We start from the raw sequence: 17964 nt of genomic DNA on the forward strand, positions 1-17964 counted from the left end.
TAGGAATTAAGTTATTTAATAAAATATTTTATATTGTTTTTTTTAGAATTTTTATAATTACTCATACATCATATGATACCACTTTTTTGGCATTACTTTACGGTCTGTAGATAAAAAATGAACTCTTTTCTTTTCTCCTATTGGGTTTTTTAGTGTAAGATAAAAATCTTTTGATAAATGGTAGTTTTGTTCACTATCCTTTTCATATAACTTATATGTTTTAATATAAGTTGCTAAAAAACCAGAAAAATCTCTTTTTCCAAGAACTTCTTCATCTATGTCATCTCCATACTTTAATAGTACTATGTTTTCATTATTTAGTTCTATAACTATTCTATATTTAGGAGAAGAAGCATTATCTTTATCATAATCTAATTTATCAGCTCTTTTTAACTCATAATCTGATAATTTAATTAAGTTTTTATCATCTTCTTCTTTAAATATATTATGATAGGTAATCCCTAAATCTTTATAGTTATTGGGTGGCACATCTTTATTGTCTTTACTACAAGACAAAAATAAAGGTATAAATAAAAGTGTTAATATATATTTCATAATGTTTTAAATTTTAAAATTCTGTAAATCTGAAATTATTTCTTAAATTAATAGTTAAACTTTTCTTCCATTCTATACTTTCCTCCGTTAGCTATGGTGAGTGTGTATATTTTTGCTTGCCAACAATCACGTTCATCATCATTATAGCAATAACTTTTAGGATAGCAAGTACAAACTTCTACTTTTATATGGAATACATTATTGGATATTTTTCTTGCTATTGGAGGAGACCTATAAGGAGTATTGGCTTCGTAAAACTCAAAATAATCTTCTGCATATACAACGGCTTGTTCTGTTGTGTAACTTTTAACAGCTTTCCTTTTTACTGTTTTCTTTTGTTGTGCGTAAGTGCTTACTCCTATGAATAAACATAATACTAAGTACAATACTTTTTTCATTATTTTAAAATTATAAAGTTGTTTAAAATCGTACAACTAACCCTACTTTATCAGTACCTATAATAGGAGAAACTCCAAACTTTTTTTCTTGATTTCGGTTATAAGTTTCAATAGCTCTTAATCTTAACTTCTTCTTTTGTCCATTGAATATGCCTGCTGGAATCATAAAAACTAATGCTGGAACTAAAGGATATAGAGATGCTTTGTAATTCATTTCGTTTTGTTTACTATCACTACTTTTTTCTGTTTCACTTGCTAATAACATAATAGCACTTGTAGTAAGGCAAATGCCTGAAGATATGGAACAAATAATTTGTCCAGTTTGGAAGCCTTGTGCTCCTTTCCATTGTCTCTTAGCTTCAGGATCTTTATAGAGGAAACTTTTCATTTCTCCTCCACTAATTAATTGACCATTTAGATAAAACTCTCTACCTTTTTGGATAATAGTCTTTTTTATGGTGTCTTGCTCAACTTCTACTATTATTTCTTCTTGTTTAGGTTCCATTGTTTCTTTTTTAATGGTACGAAAACTTTCAGCAAAAATATCTTTTGAACCATTGGCATAACGTATCATTAGAACATCTGATTTAAGAATTGTGTAGGTAGGTCCTTCTAAGTTATCTGTTTTTTTGTACTTCACTTGAGAAGTATTTATTTCTAAGACCTTAGCTTGAATATCTTCACCTTTTTTAGTAGTAATAAGGTCTTGTGAGTAAGCCACAAAGCTAAATAATGTAAAGCATAAAAATAATAAGTGTTTCATATTAGTAAATATATTTAATAATTAATTTCATTTTTAATGACAAGCGAAGAAGTCTTTATTCTTAGAAGAGAAGTTGCATACGGCAAAGGAAGGCACATCTGTGCTTCCTTTGCTCTCAGGCTAACCTATATTCTGCGTTGCGATTGAAAGTTTCCAGTTTTCAGACAACAGAATAAAGCTAACGCTTTTTTGAATATGTGCATAATAGAAAAAGCGTGAGTAAATACTTTTTCTTTTGCTGTCTGAGGTACTGGATCACCTTGCAACACAAAAACAGGTATAACTCACGCCATAGGCGAAGAGCATTAACCCTTTTGAACTGCGTTGCGGTGAAAGTTTCCAGTTTTCAGACAACAGAACAAAAGCTAACGCTTTTAATATGTCTTTATTTTCGGTGCATAATTACGACTATTTTTTATACTACGCAAATATTTTAGCATTTATTTTTATTGTTTAATAGATAAGTTGTTTATTATCAGTTAAAAGACAAAAGGTAAAGCACAATTATCCACAGACAACTAATGTCTAAATTATTCACGGTTGTTAGCAATTAGTCCTTAGAGTTACTAAAGGCACTCAGAGCCTCTCCAAGACAGCCTCTCTAATATTCTCATCTACTAATTCTTTCATTTTCTAATTTTCCACCCGTCCCTCTTTATTCGTCATTCGTCCCTCGTCATTACTTCCCTTTTTCGTCATCATACTCTCCTTTTATTGTCGCTACATTCTCCCTCTCCTTGGGAGAGGGACGGGGAGAGGATTCTTTTTCTTTCGCCTCGAAACTCCGTTTTTAACATTTTTAGCGCTGTTGTATTACAGTATGAATCAACTACTTATATACCCTTTCTATACCAATCGTCCAAGATTCGTATAAGCTTCCTATAAGCTCTCTATAAGCTAACCCCACCCTCCTAACACCCTTTTTTCACCAAAACTTCTCTCAGATCTCTTCCGTTCTTTTTCGTTTCCTTCCGAATCCTCCTAAAAGTCCTCAACACATCGCTTTTTTATCTCAAACTTTGGCAAAGTTTTAAACTTTGCCAAAGTTGATTATTTCTGGCATTATTGGTATTTCTGGCATTATTGGTATTTCTGGCATTATTGGTATTTCTGGCATTATTGGCGTTTCTTGTATTATTGCCTTTCTTATTAAAAAAGGGACGTTTTATAAAACGTCCCTTGAATATACTTTATTTTTTTACCTTTTATCTTTTACCTTTTATCTTTTACCTTTTATCTTTTACCTTTTACTTAAACTTGAGCCTGAGCAACAAATCTCCTAAACCCTTCTTCTCCTTTTGGAGTATGTTTGAACACCCCACAATTCTCCAAAACCTCACAGAAAGTATCACCTATACTCCTATTAATAAAGTTATCTAAGTTCTCTATAGAAAGTGGAGTAGGGCAGGAGCTCACGTAACGTTCTAACCACTGAGTGTGTTTTTGCAAAGCAGAGTCAGCGTTCATTTTGGTATATACAGTGCTGAAAGCGTTACCAGCTGTAATAGCTTCACCAAGCAAGGTTTTAATACTCGCCATTTCAGTCTTTAACCTACCAGGTAAAATCGCTAAGCCCATCACCTCAATAATCCCAATGTTCTCTTTTTTGATATTGTGCAGATGTTCGTAAGGGTGAAAGATACCCATAGGGTGCTGGGCATCGGTGCGGTTGTTGCGCAAAGCCAAATCAAGTTCATATTTTCCGTTTTTAAAACGTGCCACAGGGTTTACCGTATTGTGACGCACACCCTCAGTATGCGAGTAGATGCCTAATGATTCATCGCTGTAGTTTATCCACGATTGCAAAATGACATCGGCTAAGGCGATGAGGCGCTCTTTCTCACCGCGTAATCGCAATACGCTCATAGGCCAATTTACGATGCCTGTTTCCACATCTTCAAAACCTTTGAAGCTCACGCGTTCTTTTATGGTAGCTTTTTCCATAGGGAAAACGTGTCGTCCGCCTTGAAAATGGTCGTGAGATAGGATAGAGCCTCCTACAATAGGTAAATCGGCATTAGAACTGAGGAAGTAATGAGGGAATTGCTCTACAAAGCCCAATACGTGCTCAAAGCAAGCCTTGTCAATCTTCATAGGGCGATGCTCACTCGAAAAGACGATACAATGCTCGTTGTAATAGATATAAGGGGAGTATTGGAAAAACCATTCCTCATTGGCTAAATCCAGCTTAATCGTGCGCAAGTTTTGGCGTCCAGCGTGATTTACGCGCCCCATATAGCCTTCGTTCTCTTTACAGAGCAAACATTTTGGGTAGTTAGTAGCTACCACATCTTTTTGGGCAGCAATATCACGAGGGTCTTTCTCCGGCTTAGAAAGGTTGATAGTAATTTCTAAATTGCCATAAGGGCTATTGTGTTCCCACAGAATGTTCTTAGAAATCCTATCGGTGCGTATGTAGTTGCTTTGCTTGTTCAGCTCATAAAACTGTTGGGTTGCCTGCTCTTTACTCCTTTGGTAAGTATGCCAAAAATCGTTGCGAATCACAGAAGTACGAGGTAATACCTGTCCCATAATCTTAGAGTTCAGCAGGTCGCGGAAAGTAAGCGTATCGGTAGTGAGGGTGCCGTTCTCAGCTGCCCACTGCACTAAGCGGTCGAGTACTTCCGTAGGATAAGTTATCTGGGCTACCTCTTTAGCGATTTGAGCTTGCTCTTCTTTTGTAAACTCGGTATAACTATCGCAACCAATACTTTCCAAAACAGCATTGGTAACAAGAATACGGTCGTCTTCCTTCACCAAGTTATGAAGTACCGCATAACTGATGAGCTTTTCTACTTCAATATAAACTTTCACCATTAATAATTATCAATTAATAATTAACAAGACTATTTGTTATTTAATAAGAAACTTATAAACGGTTTCTTGCTTGTACACTTCCCCTTTTTCTAAGGGTTTTACCCCAAACTTCGGCTGATTGATGCCATTGGGGAAATCTTGCATCTCAATAGCTACACCTACAAATCGTGGGTTTTTTGATGGTTTTTCTTTGGCAGTACATACCTTATCGAATACAGGAACATCATCTAAAAAGTTACCAGTGTAAATCACAGCCACACGTTGGGTAGTATAGGCTTCCATAGTAATACCACTGTGAGGAGAGTGCAATACCAACTGAGGAGCACCTTTGAGTCCGCTGTGGTTGAGCACAAAGGGGTGGTCGTAGGCACGAGTGATTTCGAATTGAGGGTGCCCTTCGGCAATACCCTCAGCGATGACTTTACCTTTGCGGAGGTCGAAAGTAGTACCTTTTACAGCTATGTAATCACCCGTAGGTATCAATCCTTCTGCCAATTCACAAATATTATCAGCAGCGATTTGTAGTACTTGGGTATCGCCATTCATTTCCATATCACCTGAAAGATTGAAATAACTGTGGTTGGTGATATTAAGGTAGGTTTTGGCATCGGCAACAGCTTCGTAAGCAATGTACAGACTGTTGTCATCAGTGATGGTGTAAATCACTTTGAAATCTACTTTTGCAGGGTAGCCTTCTTCACCATCAGGACTTGTGTAGTGCATTTCCAAGCCATTAGAAAGCTCTTTTACTTCAAAGAGTTTACTGCTAAAACCTTCTTTACCGCCGTGCAATGAGTTTTCACCATTGTTTTTAAATAGATGATAGGTTTTCCCGTCGATAGTGAAAGTAGCGTTGTGAATACGCCCTGAAGTGCGCCCTATGGTAGCTCCATTGTAGGCACCATTACCTATGTAATCTTCTAAATGTGCATAACCTAATACTACGTTTTTCAGTACGTTGTGCTTATCTTTTACAGCTATTTCGGTAATAGTACCGCCTAAGTTCAAAACAGACACGCGAAAGCCATTCGCATTCTGTAAGGTATATTGATAGACAGCCTGTCCGTTGTGAGTACCGAACAGGCTTTTGTTGATGGTTATCATACTTTGTCTTGTTTATAGTTTTTTAGCTCCGTCGCTTACAGAAGCGATATAGAAATCGGCAGCGTAACCTATTTTGTTTTTGTAAGCCTCGCCTACGTTTTTAATAAAATCGTCTACCTTGTCTTTTTTCACGATGCTTACAGTGCAACCACCAAAGCCAGCTCCCGTCATACGTGAACCTACTACCCCAGGTTGTTCCCAAGCAAGAGCAGCCAAAGTATCGAGTTCTACGCCTGTTACCTCATAATCGTCGCGCAAAGAAATGTGCGATTGGTTCATTAGCTTGCCAAACTCAGCTAAATTACCTGCTGAAAGCTCTTTTTGAGCTTTAAGAGTACGTTGGTTTTCATACACTGCGTGTTTAGCTCTTTTTTGACGAATAGGACTCTTAATGAGGTCTTTGTTAGCTTCAAATTGTTCAATAGAGAGTTCTCCTAAGGCTTTAATAGGCAATTTAGTTTGCAATTCGGCTAAGGCTTCATCACATTCGGCACGGCGTTCGTTATATTTAGAATCGGCGAGACCACGACGTTTGTTAGTGTTGGCAATCACGATTACCTCATCTTTGAGTACCACAGGGACATAGGTATATTTGAGTGTGTTGCAATCGAGGAGGATAGCGTGGTCTTTCTTACCCATAGCTACCGCAAATTGGTCCATAATACCAGAGTTTACCCCAATGAATAGGTTTTCAGTTTTCTTACCTAACTGCGCCATTTCCACAGGGTCGATAGAGAGGTGGAAGAGGTCTTTTAGCACAATAGCGGTAAGCATCTCAATAGAAGCAGAAGAAGAAAGCCCTGCGCCATTAGGAATATTCCCAGAGAAGAGAATATCGAAACCAGAGTCGATTTTTTGTCCTGCTTCGAGGAACATTTTAATCACACCCTTTGGGTAGTTAGCCCAATCGTGTTTTTTGTCGTTGGTAAGTTCGTCGAGAGTGAATTCCATTACGCCAAGGTCGGCAAAGTTTTCAGAATACATACGGAATTTGCGGTCATTGCGTTTTTTTACGAGACCGTAAGTACCTTTGTCGATAGCGCAAGGGAACACATTACCGCCATTGTAGTCGGTATGTTCACCGATGAGATTCACACGTCCTGGTGCGAAGAATTGTTTTTCGGCAGGAGCACCGAAAACTTCTTGAAACTTTTGTTCTAAGTGTTTCATATCGTTTTTAGTTTTTAGTTATTATTATTTAGTGGTTAGTATTATGGTTTCAACTTTGGCAAAGTTTCAAACTTAGGCAAAGGTTATATTACTTATTTAAAGTACTTTTTAGCAATTGCTCTGAGTTCTTTTTCTTTGTCTTCCAAACGCTGAAAGAGCACGAACTGGTTGCGGGCACGAATGTAATTCTCCTCAGGATATGAGGTTTTAAAGTACACATCGTTGTTAAAATAATCGGCGAGGAAACGGATACCGATAATGAATATCATATATTTGGCTCCGTCGACGATATGTTTTTTCTCTGAGGAAGTCATCACAGGGTTCATTACTGAAAAACCTTTGCAGAGCGCTTCGAAGAACTCGGTATTGAAAACGATTTTGCTTTCATCGGCTTCGTTTTCTTCGGTAGGGCTTACCGAAGTGCGTACCATATCGCCGAAATCGTAGAGTAAGATACCTTGCATCACTGTATCGAGGTCGATTACTCTAAAATCATCGGGATTGGATTTATTAATAAGTACATTATTGATTTTGGTATCGTTGTGGGTTACGCGTATAGGAATACGCTTTTCGTCTACTTCTTTTTGGATAAGGTCGAAAATTACCTTATGCTTTTGTGCAAATTCGTATAGCTTTTCAGCTTTGTCTTTGCGTGCAGGTGTTGCCTGAGCGTAAGCATCTTCGAGTTGTTGGAAGCGTAAATCTCCGTTATGGAAATTAGGAATGGTAGCCTGCAATCGAGAGGTGTCGATATTGGCAAAGGTTTTCATAAAAGTTGCAAAGGCGGTGGCAGCTTTTTCGGCTTGCCAAGGTGCTTCGATGAATTCATAAGAAGTATAGCCTTCTGCAAAAGGGAATACTCGCCATACAATGCCCTCGGCATTTACGGAGTATCCTCCTTGTTTAGCTTTCATCATTGGGAGAATGATGTGATTGTTGGGTTCAGTTTCCCAAAGCAGTTCGATGTTTTTGATGATGCTGTCGGGGGTTTTGAACACATTGCTGTTAATCCCTTGAAGGATATAATTTGTATCGGTGGTTTTTACCAAATACGTACGGTTGATGTGTCCGTTGCCATAAGGTTCCACAGAAAGGAGGTTTCCTTTCAAGTTAAATTGATTGGCTATTTCTTTCATTTTATTTAGGTATTAATTAGTTTTTTGGTTTTAGACAAGTTGGATTATTTGGACTTGTCGGAGGATTGAGACTTATTGAACTTTGCCAAAGTTTCAAACTTTAGCAAAGTTGAAAGCTGTTATCTTTTTAGTCTTCACTTGAATTAGAACCTATCAGGGTACTCGCCTTTATCTACGAGTTTTTGTATTTCGTTTTGTACCATTGCGAGGTCTTCGTGATAGGTCATACCGAACCAGTTGTCGTGATTGGGTAATACTTCTAATTTATATCCGTAATCCTTAATGGCGTGTTGTACTACCATAGGGATATAAAATTCGGATTTAGGGTCATTTTTATGTTCGGCTACAAATTCTTTGAAATAACGGTCGGCTATATCCAATACTTCGTGAGTAAACCCCCAGAAGTTCATAGATACGTAGGTGCTTAGGGGATACTCGGTGCCCGTAGCCTCATCAATAGCAGTAGTATTGCTGTTTTTGCGTAATTTAGTAGCTTCGTTGATAGAGAGTAGGTGATGATTGGCGTCTACTTCGCAGATACCGCGTGAAACAGTTCCGTTTTCACTAAGGGTATTTTTCAGTAGATATCCTCCTGAGAAGAAAGTTTTTTCTTTACCAGCATTGAGCGCTTCGTACATTAAACGAAAGCCTTCTTTGCCATAATAATCATCGGCATTGATGATGAGGAATGGGTTTTTTACAAACTCTTTTACACAAAGCATAGCGTGCCCTGTACCCCAAGGTTTTTTACGTTCGATGCCTTTTGGGTTAAAATCGTCTTGATATACATAAGTAATGGGCACATTATTGAATCGATTTTCTAAGTGTTGGCGTGCTAAATCGTCGATTTCACGACGGATGATGAGTACTACATTGTCGAAACCAGCTTGTAGAGCGTCGTAAATACCGTAATCAAACAAAGCGTTGCCATTGTGAATATTTTCTAACTGCTTGTCTGAACCAAAGCGACTTCCTAAACCTGCCGCTAAAATTACTAATGTTGTCATATAAAGTTAATTTCTTAATAAATAAAAGTCTTGATAAGTGAATGTACTTATTTTGCATCGGCAAAGATAGGGATAATTTTGTAATCTGGAAAAAAATATAACGAAATTTTTACGAAGAATTTAAAAATGCTTTCCGTTACTTGTTCTTTTATAAGAGTTTTGATAATGCCGATAATACCGATAATGTCAGTAATGCCAATTAACTTAGCCAAAGTTCAAACTTTGGCTAAGTGTGTAGCGCAAAAGCGACACACCGGAGTTTTTCGGAGAATCTCGGGGGGGACTTTGAAAGTCTCGGGCGGGGAAGTGAAAGGATTGAAAATTTGAGGAGGAACGAAAGTTTTTGGAAGGATTTTAGAAAGGTTTAGAAAGATATTGAAGGTATGGTTTAGTGTACTTAGCTTATAGAAAGCTTATAGGAAGCTTATACGAATCTTGGACGATTGGTATACAACGACTGTATTAAACGTTGAGAAACAGGCATTTAGGAGGTGTTAAAGATATATTAAAACGAAAGCTAAGGCGTAGGGGTGTACTTTCGTAATTTAGGGTAAAGGGCGTTTGGGGCAGGGGAGGGTTATACGAATAGTATTGGTAAATTAGTTTTTTTTGTTACCTTTGTGCTTTCATTGCTTATTAGCTTTCGCTTTTACTTATAAGTTATGGTATCAGAAAAAGATTTAGAAGCCTTAATGGCTCAGGTAGATGGTGCTGTGGACAGGCAGTACGACTTCATTAAAGAGATGAAGCAGATAAAGCAAACGCTTTGGGAACTGAAAGCCCAAATGCGCGCTACTTCGGTATTAACTTCGACGGTACCCGCAGAAACGGCAGTGCCTGAGGGTACACGTGAGGCAGTAACAGAGACTCCCCCTGTGGAAACGGTAGCTCCTGTTCAGGAACAAACCGTAATAAATACTGTGACTGAGGAGATGACGGCAGCTCTTGTAGAGAAGCAAACGCCTGTTGCGACGGTTGCTGAAGCGGTGCAAGAAACTTCACAACCGAAACAAGAGACCCCTCCGATTACTTTTACTACAAAAACGAATCCGTTTGCGCCTAAAAAGAAGGTGAGAAATCCGTTTGAGCCGAAGCAATCTACTAACTGGGAGCGATTTATCGGTGAAAATTTGTTTAGCAAGATAGGGATAGTGATTATTATTATTGGGGTGTTTATAGGGGTGAAATACTCTATTCAGCATAACCTTATCAGCCCTGCAATGCGCTTGGTTTTAGGTTACTTAATGGGTATAGGGCTTTTTGTAACGGGAGCTATGCTCAAGAAAAAATATGAGAGTTTTAGTGCTATCTTGGTGAGTGGAGCAATGACGATTTTTTACTTCGTCACCTTTATTGCATATGCTGTTTTTGGTTATTTCCCGCAATCTCTTGCCTTTGTGCTGATGTTCCTCTTTACAGCCTTTACGGTACTTGCTTCGTTGAGCTATAACCAAGTGGTGATAGCTATTATAGGGCTTGTGGGAGGTTATGCGGTACCTTTTCTTTTGAGTAATAACTCGGGTCAGGTAGAAATCCTATTTGCGTATACAGCAATTATTAATATAGGTGTGCTGATACTTTCGTTTTATAAGCAATGGCGTTCACTGTACATTTCGGCGTTGTTCCTCACTTGGCTATTGTTGTTCTCGACGTGGGCATCGGCTTATCAGTACGACGATTTTGTACCTTACTTTGTATTTAATTTGGTAACGTTCCTCACTTTCTATGTTGCTTTTATAGCTCAGAAAATACACAGGGTACAGGAATTGGAAGCGGTAGATGTGCTTTTGTTCTTGTTTAGTAGCTTGTCGTTCTACGCAATGGGTGTTTGGCTTGTAGCGGATTATTATCCTAATAATCGGACTTTTGTGGCGATGTTTACATTGCTTAACGCTGTATTTCACTTTTTGGTGGGTTATTATTTTCACCTCAAAAAGACGCCTTCTCAGGCTTTGAAATACTTAGTTTTGGTGTTGGCACTCTCATTTGCTACTTTGGTAATCCCGATACAGTTTAAAGGAACGTGGATAACTATCTTCTGGATAGCCGAAGCTGCGTTACTCTTTGGGTTTGGACGTACTAAAAAAATGCCTGTGTACGAGCGAATTTCATACGCAGTAGTGATTTTGGCTACTTTCAGTTTGCTGATAGATTGGGGGAAAGGCTCTTATAGTATCTTTGATATGGAAGACGCGAGTGCTTATATCACACCTTTTGCTAACTCGCTCTTTATTACAGGGTTACTTTATAGTGTGGCGGTAGGAGCAATGGCTTATATCAATGATAAATACAAAGAGGCAGGGACGCTTAATAAAGTGTTGAGCTTTTTGTTCAATATTTTTTCAGTACTTATTTTGTATTGCACTTTTTACAGAGAGATAAGCGTGTTTTGCGATATGAGGGCTTTACATCAAGACCCTGAAATTTACAGCCATTATGTGGCATATCAAGACTTGAACACTTTTAAAGGGGTATGGCATATTATATACAGTGTGTTGTTTATCTCGGCTTATAGTTTTCTGAATGTGAAGTACCTGAAAAAGAAATTGTTGGCAGAACTACAAATAGGCTTAAACTTTTTGTTACTGACTATATTTATGACCTTGGGGCTTTACTATTTCAGTGAGTTGCGTGAACGTTATATGGAAGAAGCGCAGGAAGGAGGACAGTTATCACTTTGGTTTTTAAATATTAGATATGTGGGGTTGCTCTCGCTGGTGGTATTAGGCAATAGCATTTATGCCCTCAGTAAGTTTTTGGAATTTAAAACAGGAGCAAGGCGTGTATTGGAAATGTTGTTGCATCTGGTTATTTTGTGGGTTGCTAGCAGTGAATTACTGCACTGGACAGATATATATGAATCGGTAGCTAATTATAAATTAGGTCTTACAATTTTATGGGGAGGTTATGCTATTTTATTGGTAGTATTGGGTATTTTTAAAAGGAAGAAATACCAGCGAATATCGGGTATTATACTGGTAGGTTTTACGCTGTTGAAGTTATTCTTTTACGATACTACCCACCTCGACACTCTTCATAAGACCATAGTGTTTGTACTGCTTGGGGTATTGCTACTGGTAGCATCGTTCCTCTATAACAAATATACCAAAGAGATAGAGGGGGAGCAAAAATAAGAGGATAGAAGATTAAAAAGAGAGAGAAAAAATGCTAAATGTGTATTATTTTTCCAAATAAGAAGAGAGAGATTAGAGGAGTTAGTTTTATTATAGTAAGCTGTAAATCAAACTAATAAAAGACGAAGATTGTTGTAAGGAAAATTTTTTGATAAAAAAATACATATAATTAAAATAAAAGCATTACTTTTGTGCCATAATAACCAAAATTTAATTTTGTAATGATTAGAGATTATAGAGACATTAAGCTTACTGTACAACGTCCTACTCCTATTGACAAGGAGGTGAACTGGAATAAATCGTTGGTAGTGATTAGTGAAACTGATATTTATGGTCGTATTACCAATGTAAACGATGTGTTTTGCAATGTTTGTGGCTATAGTGCTGCGGAAATGGTAGGGCAACCACATAGTATCATTCGCCACCCTGATATGCCTAAACTGATTTTTAAACTGCTTTGGGATAACCTTAAATTGGGGAATAACTTTATTGGGGTAATTAAGAACTTAGCAAAATCAGGGGAGTATTATTGGGTAATCACCGATTTTGAAATGCGTAGAGATGCTGAAGGAAATATCACACACTACATTGCACGTCGTAGATCGGTGCCCAAAGGAGTAATAGACAACTATGTAGCTCCGTTTTATGATACGCTTTTGAAGCTTGAGAAGATAGGTGGAATGGAGCTTAGCACCCGTTTTTTCAAGAACTACTTAGCTAAACAAGGCAAGGATTATATTGATTTCATTATAGATATAATGAATGAAAATAGAGAAAATGTGTCTTTCGAAGAAAATCAAGTATCATCAGTAGATACAACACAAGTGATTTCAGATGATATTGTAACTATGAATGAGGCTCAAAACGAGAAACGCAAGAGTTTCTTTGGTAGATTGTTTGTGCAATAACTATCTAGAGCAACTTATGTGATTAACTAAAAAATTTAAAATAATATGTCAGAATTTAAAAGTGCTGTACCTACAATTGCAAGACCCACTCCTATTGACCGTGAAGTACAGTGGGATAAGACCAAAGTACTCATCAGTGAAACAGATGCGATTGGTACTATTACCAAAGTGAATGATGTGTTTTGTGAGGTATCACACTACACTGCTGAAGAACTCATAGGACAACCTCATAACTTGATACGCCACCCCGATATGCCAAAACTTATTTTTAAGCTTCTTTGGGATAACTTAAAGGCGGGAAATAACTTTGTGGGTGTGATTAAGAACTTAGCTAAAACAGGAGAATACTACTGGGTGGTTACTGATTTTGAAATGCGTCGTGATGCATCGGGTAATATTACACATTACATTGGCAGAAGAAGATCGGTGCCTGAAGCAGCGATTAAAGACTATTTGGCACCTTTCTATGATTCACTTTTGAAAATGGAAAGAATAGGGGGGGTAGAATTGAGCAGTCGTTTCTTTAAAAACTATTTGGCTAAGCAAGGGAAGGACTATGTTGACTTTGTGATTAGTATTATGTCAGAGGGTCAAACTAAATTTACAGCTGAAACTGTATCGGGTGTTGATAATAACAACGTGACAGTATCTGACGATATTTACCAAATGGATGACTCGAAGAATGAAAAGCGCAAGAACTTCTTCGAGCGTTTGTTTAACTAATAAAAACATTAGACAGAGATAAGAGAGGAATAGAGGTGGACTCTATTCCTCTTTTTTGTGGCATAGGATTTGTTATTTATTGAGCGTGGATTGTGAATTGAAAATTATTTTATACTTTTGCCCCGACTAATTAATTCAATAACGAAATGGACTTAACAGCCTATCACTTTGTATCGCTGTTTCGCAATAATGTACAGCAATACCCACAGAAAGACGCTTTGATGGGAAGAGACGCTTCTTCTCATTGGAAAGGTATTACGTGGGAGACCTTAGGCAGTACCACAACCCTTTTATCTAAATCTCTGCTTTCATTGGGTATCCAACCCCAAGAAACTGTAGGAATTCTTGCACAGAACACCCCACAATGGTCGCTTGTTGACCTTGCTTGCTTGCAAATACGTGCCATTCCGGTACCCATATATACTACAAATACTGCTGAACAAGCCCTCTACGTGATGAATCACGCTGAGGTGAAAGTGCTGTTTGTGGGCGATGAAAAGCAATACCACAAAGCTCTTGAAGTAGCCTCTCAGTGCCCCACCTTGCAAATGATTGTGGTATGTGATAACGAAGTGCCTCTTACTGAAAAACAGTATTCCATTCACTGGAATGACTTTTTGGCACTCGGTAATAGTCCGCAGTATGATACAGAGTTAGACAAGCGCATTGTAGAACGCAATTTAGACGACCTTTTTACGATTATCTACACTTCGGGTACTACGGGTGAGCCCAAGGGAGTAATGCTCACTTATGAGAATTTAGCTTTCCAGATGGTAGGACATACCGAGCGCTTATCTACCGTAGATAACACTGATACGTCATTGGCTTTCTTGCCACTATCGCACGTATTTGAACGCGCGTGGACGTACTTCTGCCTTTACAAAGCAGTTACTGTTTATTACTTAGATGATACTAACTTAGTGCGCGAAGCCCTTGCTGAGGTACGCCCTACCTTGATGTGTGCTGTACCGCGCTTCTACGAAAAGATATTTGCCACCGTACACGACCGAGCTGACGCATCGTCATTTGTAAAGCGTAAGCTCTTCCGCTTGGCAATAGCTACTGGTAAACGAGTATTGGCATTACGCGAACAAGGTAAGAAACCGTCGTTTGTCTTACAGAAAGCTTATAACCTTTTTGATAAAATGGTTTATAAGAAACTGAAAGAGGCTCTTGGTGGACGCATTAAGTTTATGCCTTGTGGAGGGGCTAACCTCGAACCTAGTATCGGACGTTTCTTTCAGTCGATAGGTATTAACCTAAAATTAGGTTATGGGATGACCGAAACGACTGCTACTATATCTTGTTGGGGCGACGATCGTATCAACCCACAATCGGTAGGGAATGTGATGCCTAATGTACAAGTGCGGATAGGAGAGGAGAACGAGATATTGGTAAAAGGAGGAATGGTGATGAAGGGTTACTACAAGAACCCAGAAGAAACCGCCAAAGCTTTTACTCCTGATGGTTATTTACGCACGGGAGATGCGGGTAATTTGGACGGGAATAACAATCTCTTTATCACCGAGCGCATTAAAGAACTGATGAAGACCTCTAACGGCAAATACATTGCTCCACAGATGATTGAAGGCAAGGTAGGGAAGTATAACCTTATAGAACAAATAGCCGTGATTGCTGATGGTAAGAAGTTTGTTTCTGCCCTTATTGTACCTAACTACGAGATGCTCTCACAAGCACTAAAAGATCTCAACCTTAAGTACAAAAACACGGCAGATATGATAAAGCATAGCCAAGTGATTGAGTACATAGGTAAGCAACTACAAAAATTTCAGAAAGACCTACCCGACTACGAGCAGATTAAGAAGTTTACGCTTCTGCCTTCGGCTTTCACTATTGAGCGTAATGAGATTACTCCTTCGCTTAAACTCAGAAGAAAAGTGATTTATGCCAATTATAGTCGTGAAATAGAGGCGATGTACAGATAAAGATATTAGAGACTATCCGTAAAAGCATTGTTGTATTTTCTTATTTTGTACCTTTGCACCCGATTTTTAATATTATCTGCTAATCGAAGAGTAATTTGTATGAAAAGATTCTTATTTATGGCAATATTAAGTTGCCTTGCTCTTGTGTCTGTACAATGTACCAAAACCGACACAGAACGTGTAGAAATTAAAGGAGAACGCGGTGAACGTGGCAACTTAATCCTCTCAGGAATAGGCGTGCCTGATGCTTCTCAAGGAACGATAGGCGATTATTATCTCGACCTATCTACAGCCAATCTTTATGGAGCTAAAACAGCACAAGGCTGGGGGACTCCTATTTCTTTAAAAGGCTTAAAAGGTGATGCGGGAGCCGATGGTGCTAATGGTACCAACGGTCAAAACGGAAAAGATGCTCCTGTACCTCAAATAAAAAATGGCTTTTGGTATATAGGTGAAACAAATACTCATATTAAAGCCCAAGGAGAAAAAGGTACTGATGGTACTAATGGTCAAAACGGTCAAAACGGTCAAAATGGTCTTACGCCTCATATAGGAGAGAATGGTAATTGGTTTATAGGGAATCAAGATACTTATATAAAAGCTCAAGGAGACAAAGGAGAAACAGGTGCTACGGGTGCTACAGGAGCACAAGGACTTCCCGGTAAAGATGGCTCTAAAATATATTCAGGACAAGGCAAACCTGTGAGTCAAGGAATAGAAGGTGATTACTATATCGATACTGAAGCTAAAATATTCTATGGACCTAAAACCAATACAGGTTGGCCTTCTACCGGTATTTCTCTTACCGCTCAACAAATGAGTGACACAGACTATGAACTTAGCACTGACGGAAAAATATTGCTAAAATGGAAAAATGAGAAAACACTTTTTATCGATATGAATACTGACCCTAAGCTAAAAGATGTAGAAATCATAGCTGACAATGCTTTTAACGCAGAAATAAATAAACTCACATACCAGTTGAGAACTTTCGTCATTGGGGATAAAGTAAAAGATATAGGGGCTAAGGCTTTCTATCTATGTACTAAATTGACAAGTGTAGAAGTATCGAATGAGAATATAAGAAGAGAGATTACAAAAATAAAAACGCAAACCTTTGCTAATTGTACTCATCTACAAAATGTAGATATTCCTTCGAGCGTTACTACTATTGAAGCAAGAGCTTTCACAGGTTGTAATAGACTTACAAGTGTTATACTTCCTGAAACAGTAAACAATATAGTAAATAATGCCTTTGCAAAGTGTGATAATTTGCATACCGTAATCATACGTAACCCTAATGCTTTTAGTATAGGCACTATGGCATTTAATCAAACACTATTGCGCAACATTTATGTCCCTTCCGGGAAAGTAGAGGAATATAAAATATTAAACCCTCAATACAAAGATTTTATCAAATAAGATATAAACAAAAAAAGCTACCAATTCGGTAGCTTTTTTTATTACCTTTTATCTTTTACCTGTTACCTGAATAAACGCTTCTTCCAAATTAAAAGCTTGCACTTCGGTAATAAGGTTTTGAGGCGTGTCTTCTTTTAGCAATTGTCCTTCGTTTAAAATACCAACACGGTCACAAAAATCCTGTGCCTCTTGTAAATGATGGGAGGTGTAAAGTATCGACATTCCTCCTCTGTTCAATTCCTTTAAATAATCGATAATAATATTTTTGGATTGCACATCTACCCCCACCGTAGGTTCATCTAAGAAAAGCACCTCAGGGCTGTGCAATATACCCGCCACCAAGTTGATACGGCGTTTCATTCCTCCCGAAAAATGAGCAATCTTCTTATTGGCAACTGAGGCTAAGGCTACTCGTTCAAGGGCTTCGTCGGTGAGTGCTTTTAGTTGTTTGCCTTTGAGTCCATACAGGCTACCGAAATAATGCAAGTTTTCGCGAGCGGTAAGCGTAGGATACAAAGCGTATTCTTGCGGAACCACCCCTATTTTATACCTAAGGCTTGTATCTTTATAAGTAAGTCCTACAATAGAAAAACTCCCCATCGTAGGTTTGATACTCCCAAAAAGAATAGACATCAAGGTAGTTTTTCCCGCTCCATTAGGTCCTAAAATACCATAAATTTCTCCTCTTCTCACCTTAAACGACACATCGTTTAAAGCAAGGCTAGTGGCTTCTTTATATTGTTTGCTGAGGTGGGTTACCTCAATGGCATTGGGGGGTGTACTCATATTCTCAAAAGCTGAAAAGCGGGGCAAGATAGTCAAAATATTGCAATTAGCAAAGTTTTTTGTACATTTGCAGGGTTTTAATAGGTAACAAGTAA

15 protein-coding genes are annotated in these 17964 nt (G+C 38.1%); 6 read left to right on the forward strand and 9 right to left on the reverse strand.

Going from position 1 to position 17964, the window contains the following annotated elements; genetic code table 11:
• Positions 1–57: 57 nt before the first annotated feature.
• The 3 genes from HMPREF1320_RS10645 to HMPREF1320_RS10655 are packed head-to-tail and all read right to left on the reverse strand — an operon-like array spanning position 58 to position 1716.
• Positions 58–555: a hypothetical protein gene (locus tag HMPREF1320_RS10645; RefSeq protein WP_009418639.1), complete on the reverse strand. Its 498-nt coding sequence runs from the start codon at positions 553–555 to the stop codon at positions 58–60.
• Positions 556–602: 47 nt separating this feature from the next.
• A complete protein-coding gene (locus HMPREF1320_RS10650; RefSeq protein WP_009751624.1) occupies positions 603–953 on the reverse strand; it encodes a hypothetical protein in 351 nt (116 codons plus the stop codon).
• 22 nt (positions 954–975) lie between these two features.
• Positions 976–1716 carry a hypothetical protein gene (locus HMPREF1320_RS10655; RefSeq protein WP_009751613.1) on the reverse strand — a complete coding sequence of 247 codons (741 nt, stop codon included), beginning with the start codon at positions 1714–1716 and terminating at the stop codon, positions 976–978.
• A 1037-nt stretch (positions 1717–2753) separates the two neighbouring features.
• Between HMPREF1320_RS10655 and HMPREF1320_RS10660 the strand changes: the two genes are divergently transcribed.
• Complete coding sequence (locus HMPREF1320_RS10660) at positions 2754–2999, forward strand: hypothetical protein (RefSeq protein WP_157446765.1); 246 nt, start codon at positions 2754–2756, stop codon at positions 2997–2999.
• Here HMPREF1320_RS10660 and HMPREF1320_RS10665 read toward each other — a convergent pair.
• The 5 genes from HMPREF1320_RS10665 to HMPREF1320_RS10685 form a co-directional block, all read right to left on the reverse strand.
• A complete protein-coding gene (locus HMPREF1320_RS10665) occupies positions 2968–4530 on the reverse strand; it encodes a UDP-glucose--hexose-1-phosphate uridylyltransferase (protein ID WP_034554593.1) in 1563 nt (520 codons plus the stop codon). The genes HMPREF1320_RS10660 and HMPREF1320_RS10665 overlap by 32 nt on opposite strands.
• A gap of 39 nt (positions 4531–4569) precedes the next feature.
• Positions 4570–5637, reverse strand: a complete 1068-nt coding sequence (locus HMPREF1320_RS10670) for an aldose epimerase family protein (RefSeq protein WP_009751639.1) — start codon at positions 5635–5637, stop codon at positions 4570–4572.
• Positions 5638–5649: 12 nt separating this feature from the next.
• Positions 5650–6807, reverse strand: coding sequence for a galactokinase (locus HMPREF1320_RS10675; RefSeq protein ID WP_009751625.1), 1158 nt, complete (start codon positions 6805–6807; stop codon positions 5650–5652).
• A 92-nt stretch (positions 6808–6899) separates the two neighbouring features.
• Positions 6900–7943: a phosphotransferase enzyme family protein gene (locus tag HMPREF1320_RS10680; RefSeq protein WP_009751623.1), complete on the reverse strand. Its 1044-nt coding sequence runs from the start codon at positions 7941–7943 to the stop codon at positions 6900–6902.
• Between the two features lie 143 nt (positions 7944–8086).
• Positions 8087–8950, reverse strand: a complete 864-nt coding sequence (locus HMPREF1320_RS10685; protein ID WP_009418658.1) for an NDP-sugar synthase — start codon at positions 8948–8950, stop codon at positions 8087–8089.
• Positions 8951–9612: 662 nt separating this feature from the next.
• On the opposite strand from HMPREF1320_RS10685, the gene HMPREF1320_RS10695 reads away from it, so the two are divergent.
• The 5 genes from HMPREF1320_RS10695 to HMPREF1320_RS10715 all read left to right on the forward strand — a co-directional run bounded on the left by HMPREF1320_RS10695 (position 9613) and on the right by HMPREF1320_RS10715 (position 17083).
• A complete protein-coding gene (locus tag HMPREF1320_RS10695; protein WP_009751655.1) occupies positions 9613–12084 on the forward strand; it encodes a DUF2339 domain-containing protein in 2472 nt (823 codons plus the stop codon).
• 221 nt (positions 12085–12305) lie between these two features.
• Complete coding sequence (locus tag HMPREF1320_RS10700; RefSeq protein ID WP_009418637.1) at positions 12306–12992, forward strand: PAS domain-containing protein; 687 nt, start codon at positions 12306–12308, stop codon at positions 12990–12992.
• Between the two features lie 45 nt (positions 12993–13037).
• On the forward strand, positions 13038–13715 hold the full coding sequence (locus HMPREF1320_RS10705; RefSeq protein ID WP_009418630.1) for a PAS domain-containing protein: 678 nt from the start codon (positions 13038–13040) through the stop codon (positions 13713–13715).
• Between the two features lie 146 nt (positions 13716–13861).
• On the forward strand, positions 13862–15661 hold the full coding sequence (locus HMPREF1320_RS10710) for an AMP-dependent synthetase/ligase (protein ID WP_009751653.1): 1800 nt from the start codon (positions 13862–13864) through the stop codon (positions 15659–15661).
• 99 nt (positions 15662–15760) lie between these two features.
• The gene (locus HMPREF1320_RS10715) at positions 15761–17083 is read left to right on the forward strand and encodes a leucine-rich repeat domain-containing protein (protein ID WP_009418654.1); all 1323 of its coding nucleotides are present in this window, start codon (positions 15761–15763) and stop codon (positions 17081–17083) included.
• A gap of 48 nt (positions 17084–17131) precedes the next feature.
• On the opposite strand, the gene HMPREF1320_RS10720 is transcribed toward HMPREF1320_RS10715, so the two are convergent.
• Positions 17132–17869 (reverse strand): ABC transporter ATP-binding protein, encoded by a 738-nt coding sequence (locus HMPREF1320_RS10720; protein ID WP_009411718.1) that lies wholly within the window; start codon positions 17867–17869, stop codon positions 17132–17134.
• Positions 17870–17964: the final 95 nt, after the last annotated feature.

Source organism: Capnocytophaga sp. oral taxon 335 str. F0486, from assembly GCF_000277665.1.
GTDB classification, from domain to species: domain Bacteria; phylum Bacteroidota; class Bacteroidia; order Flavobacteriales; family Flavobacteriaceae; genus Capnocytophaga; species Capnocytophaga ochracea.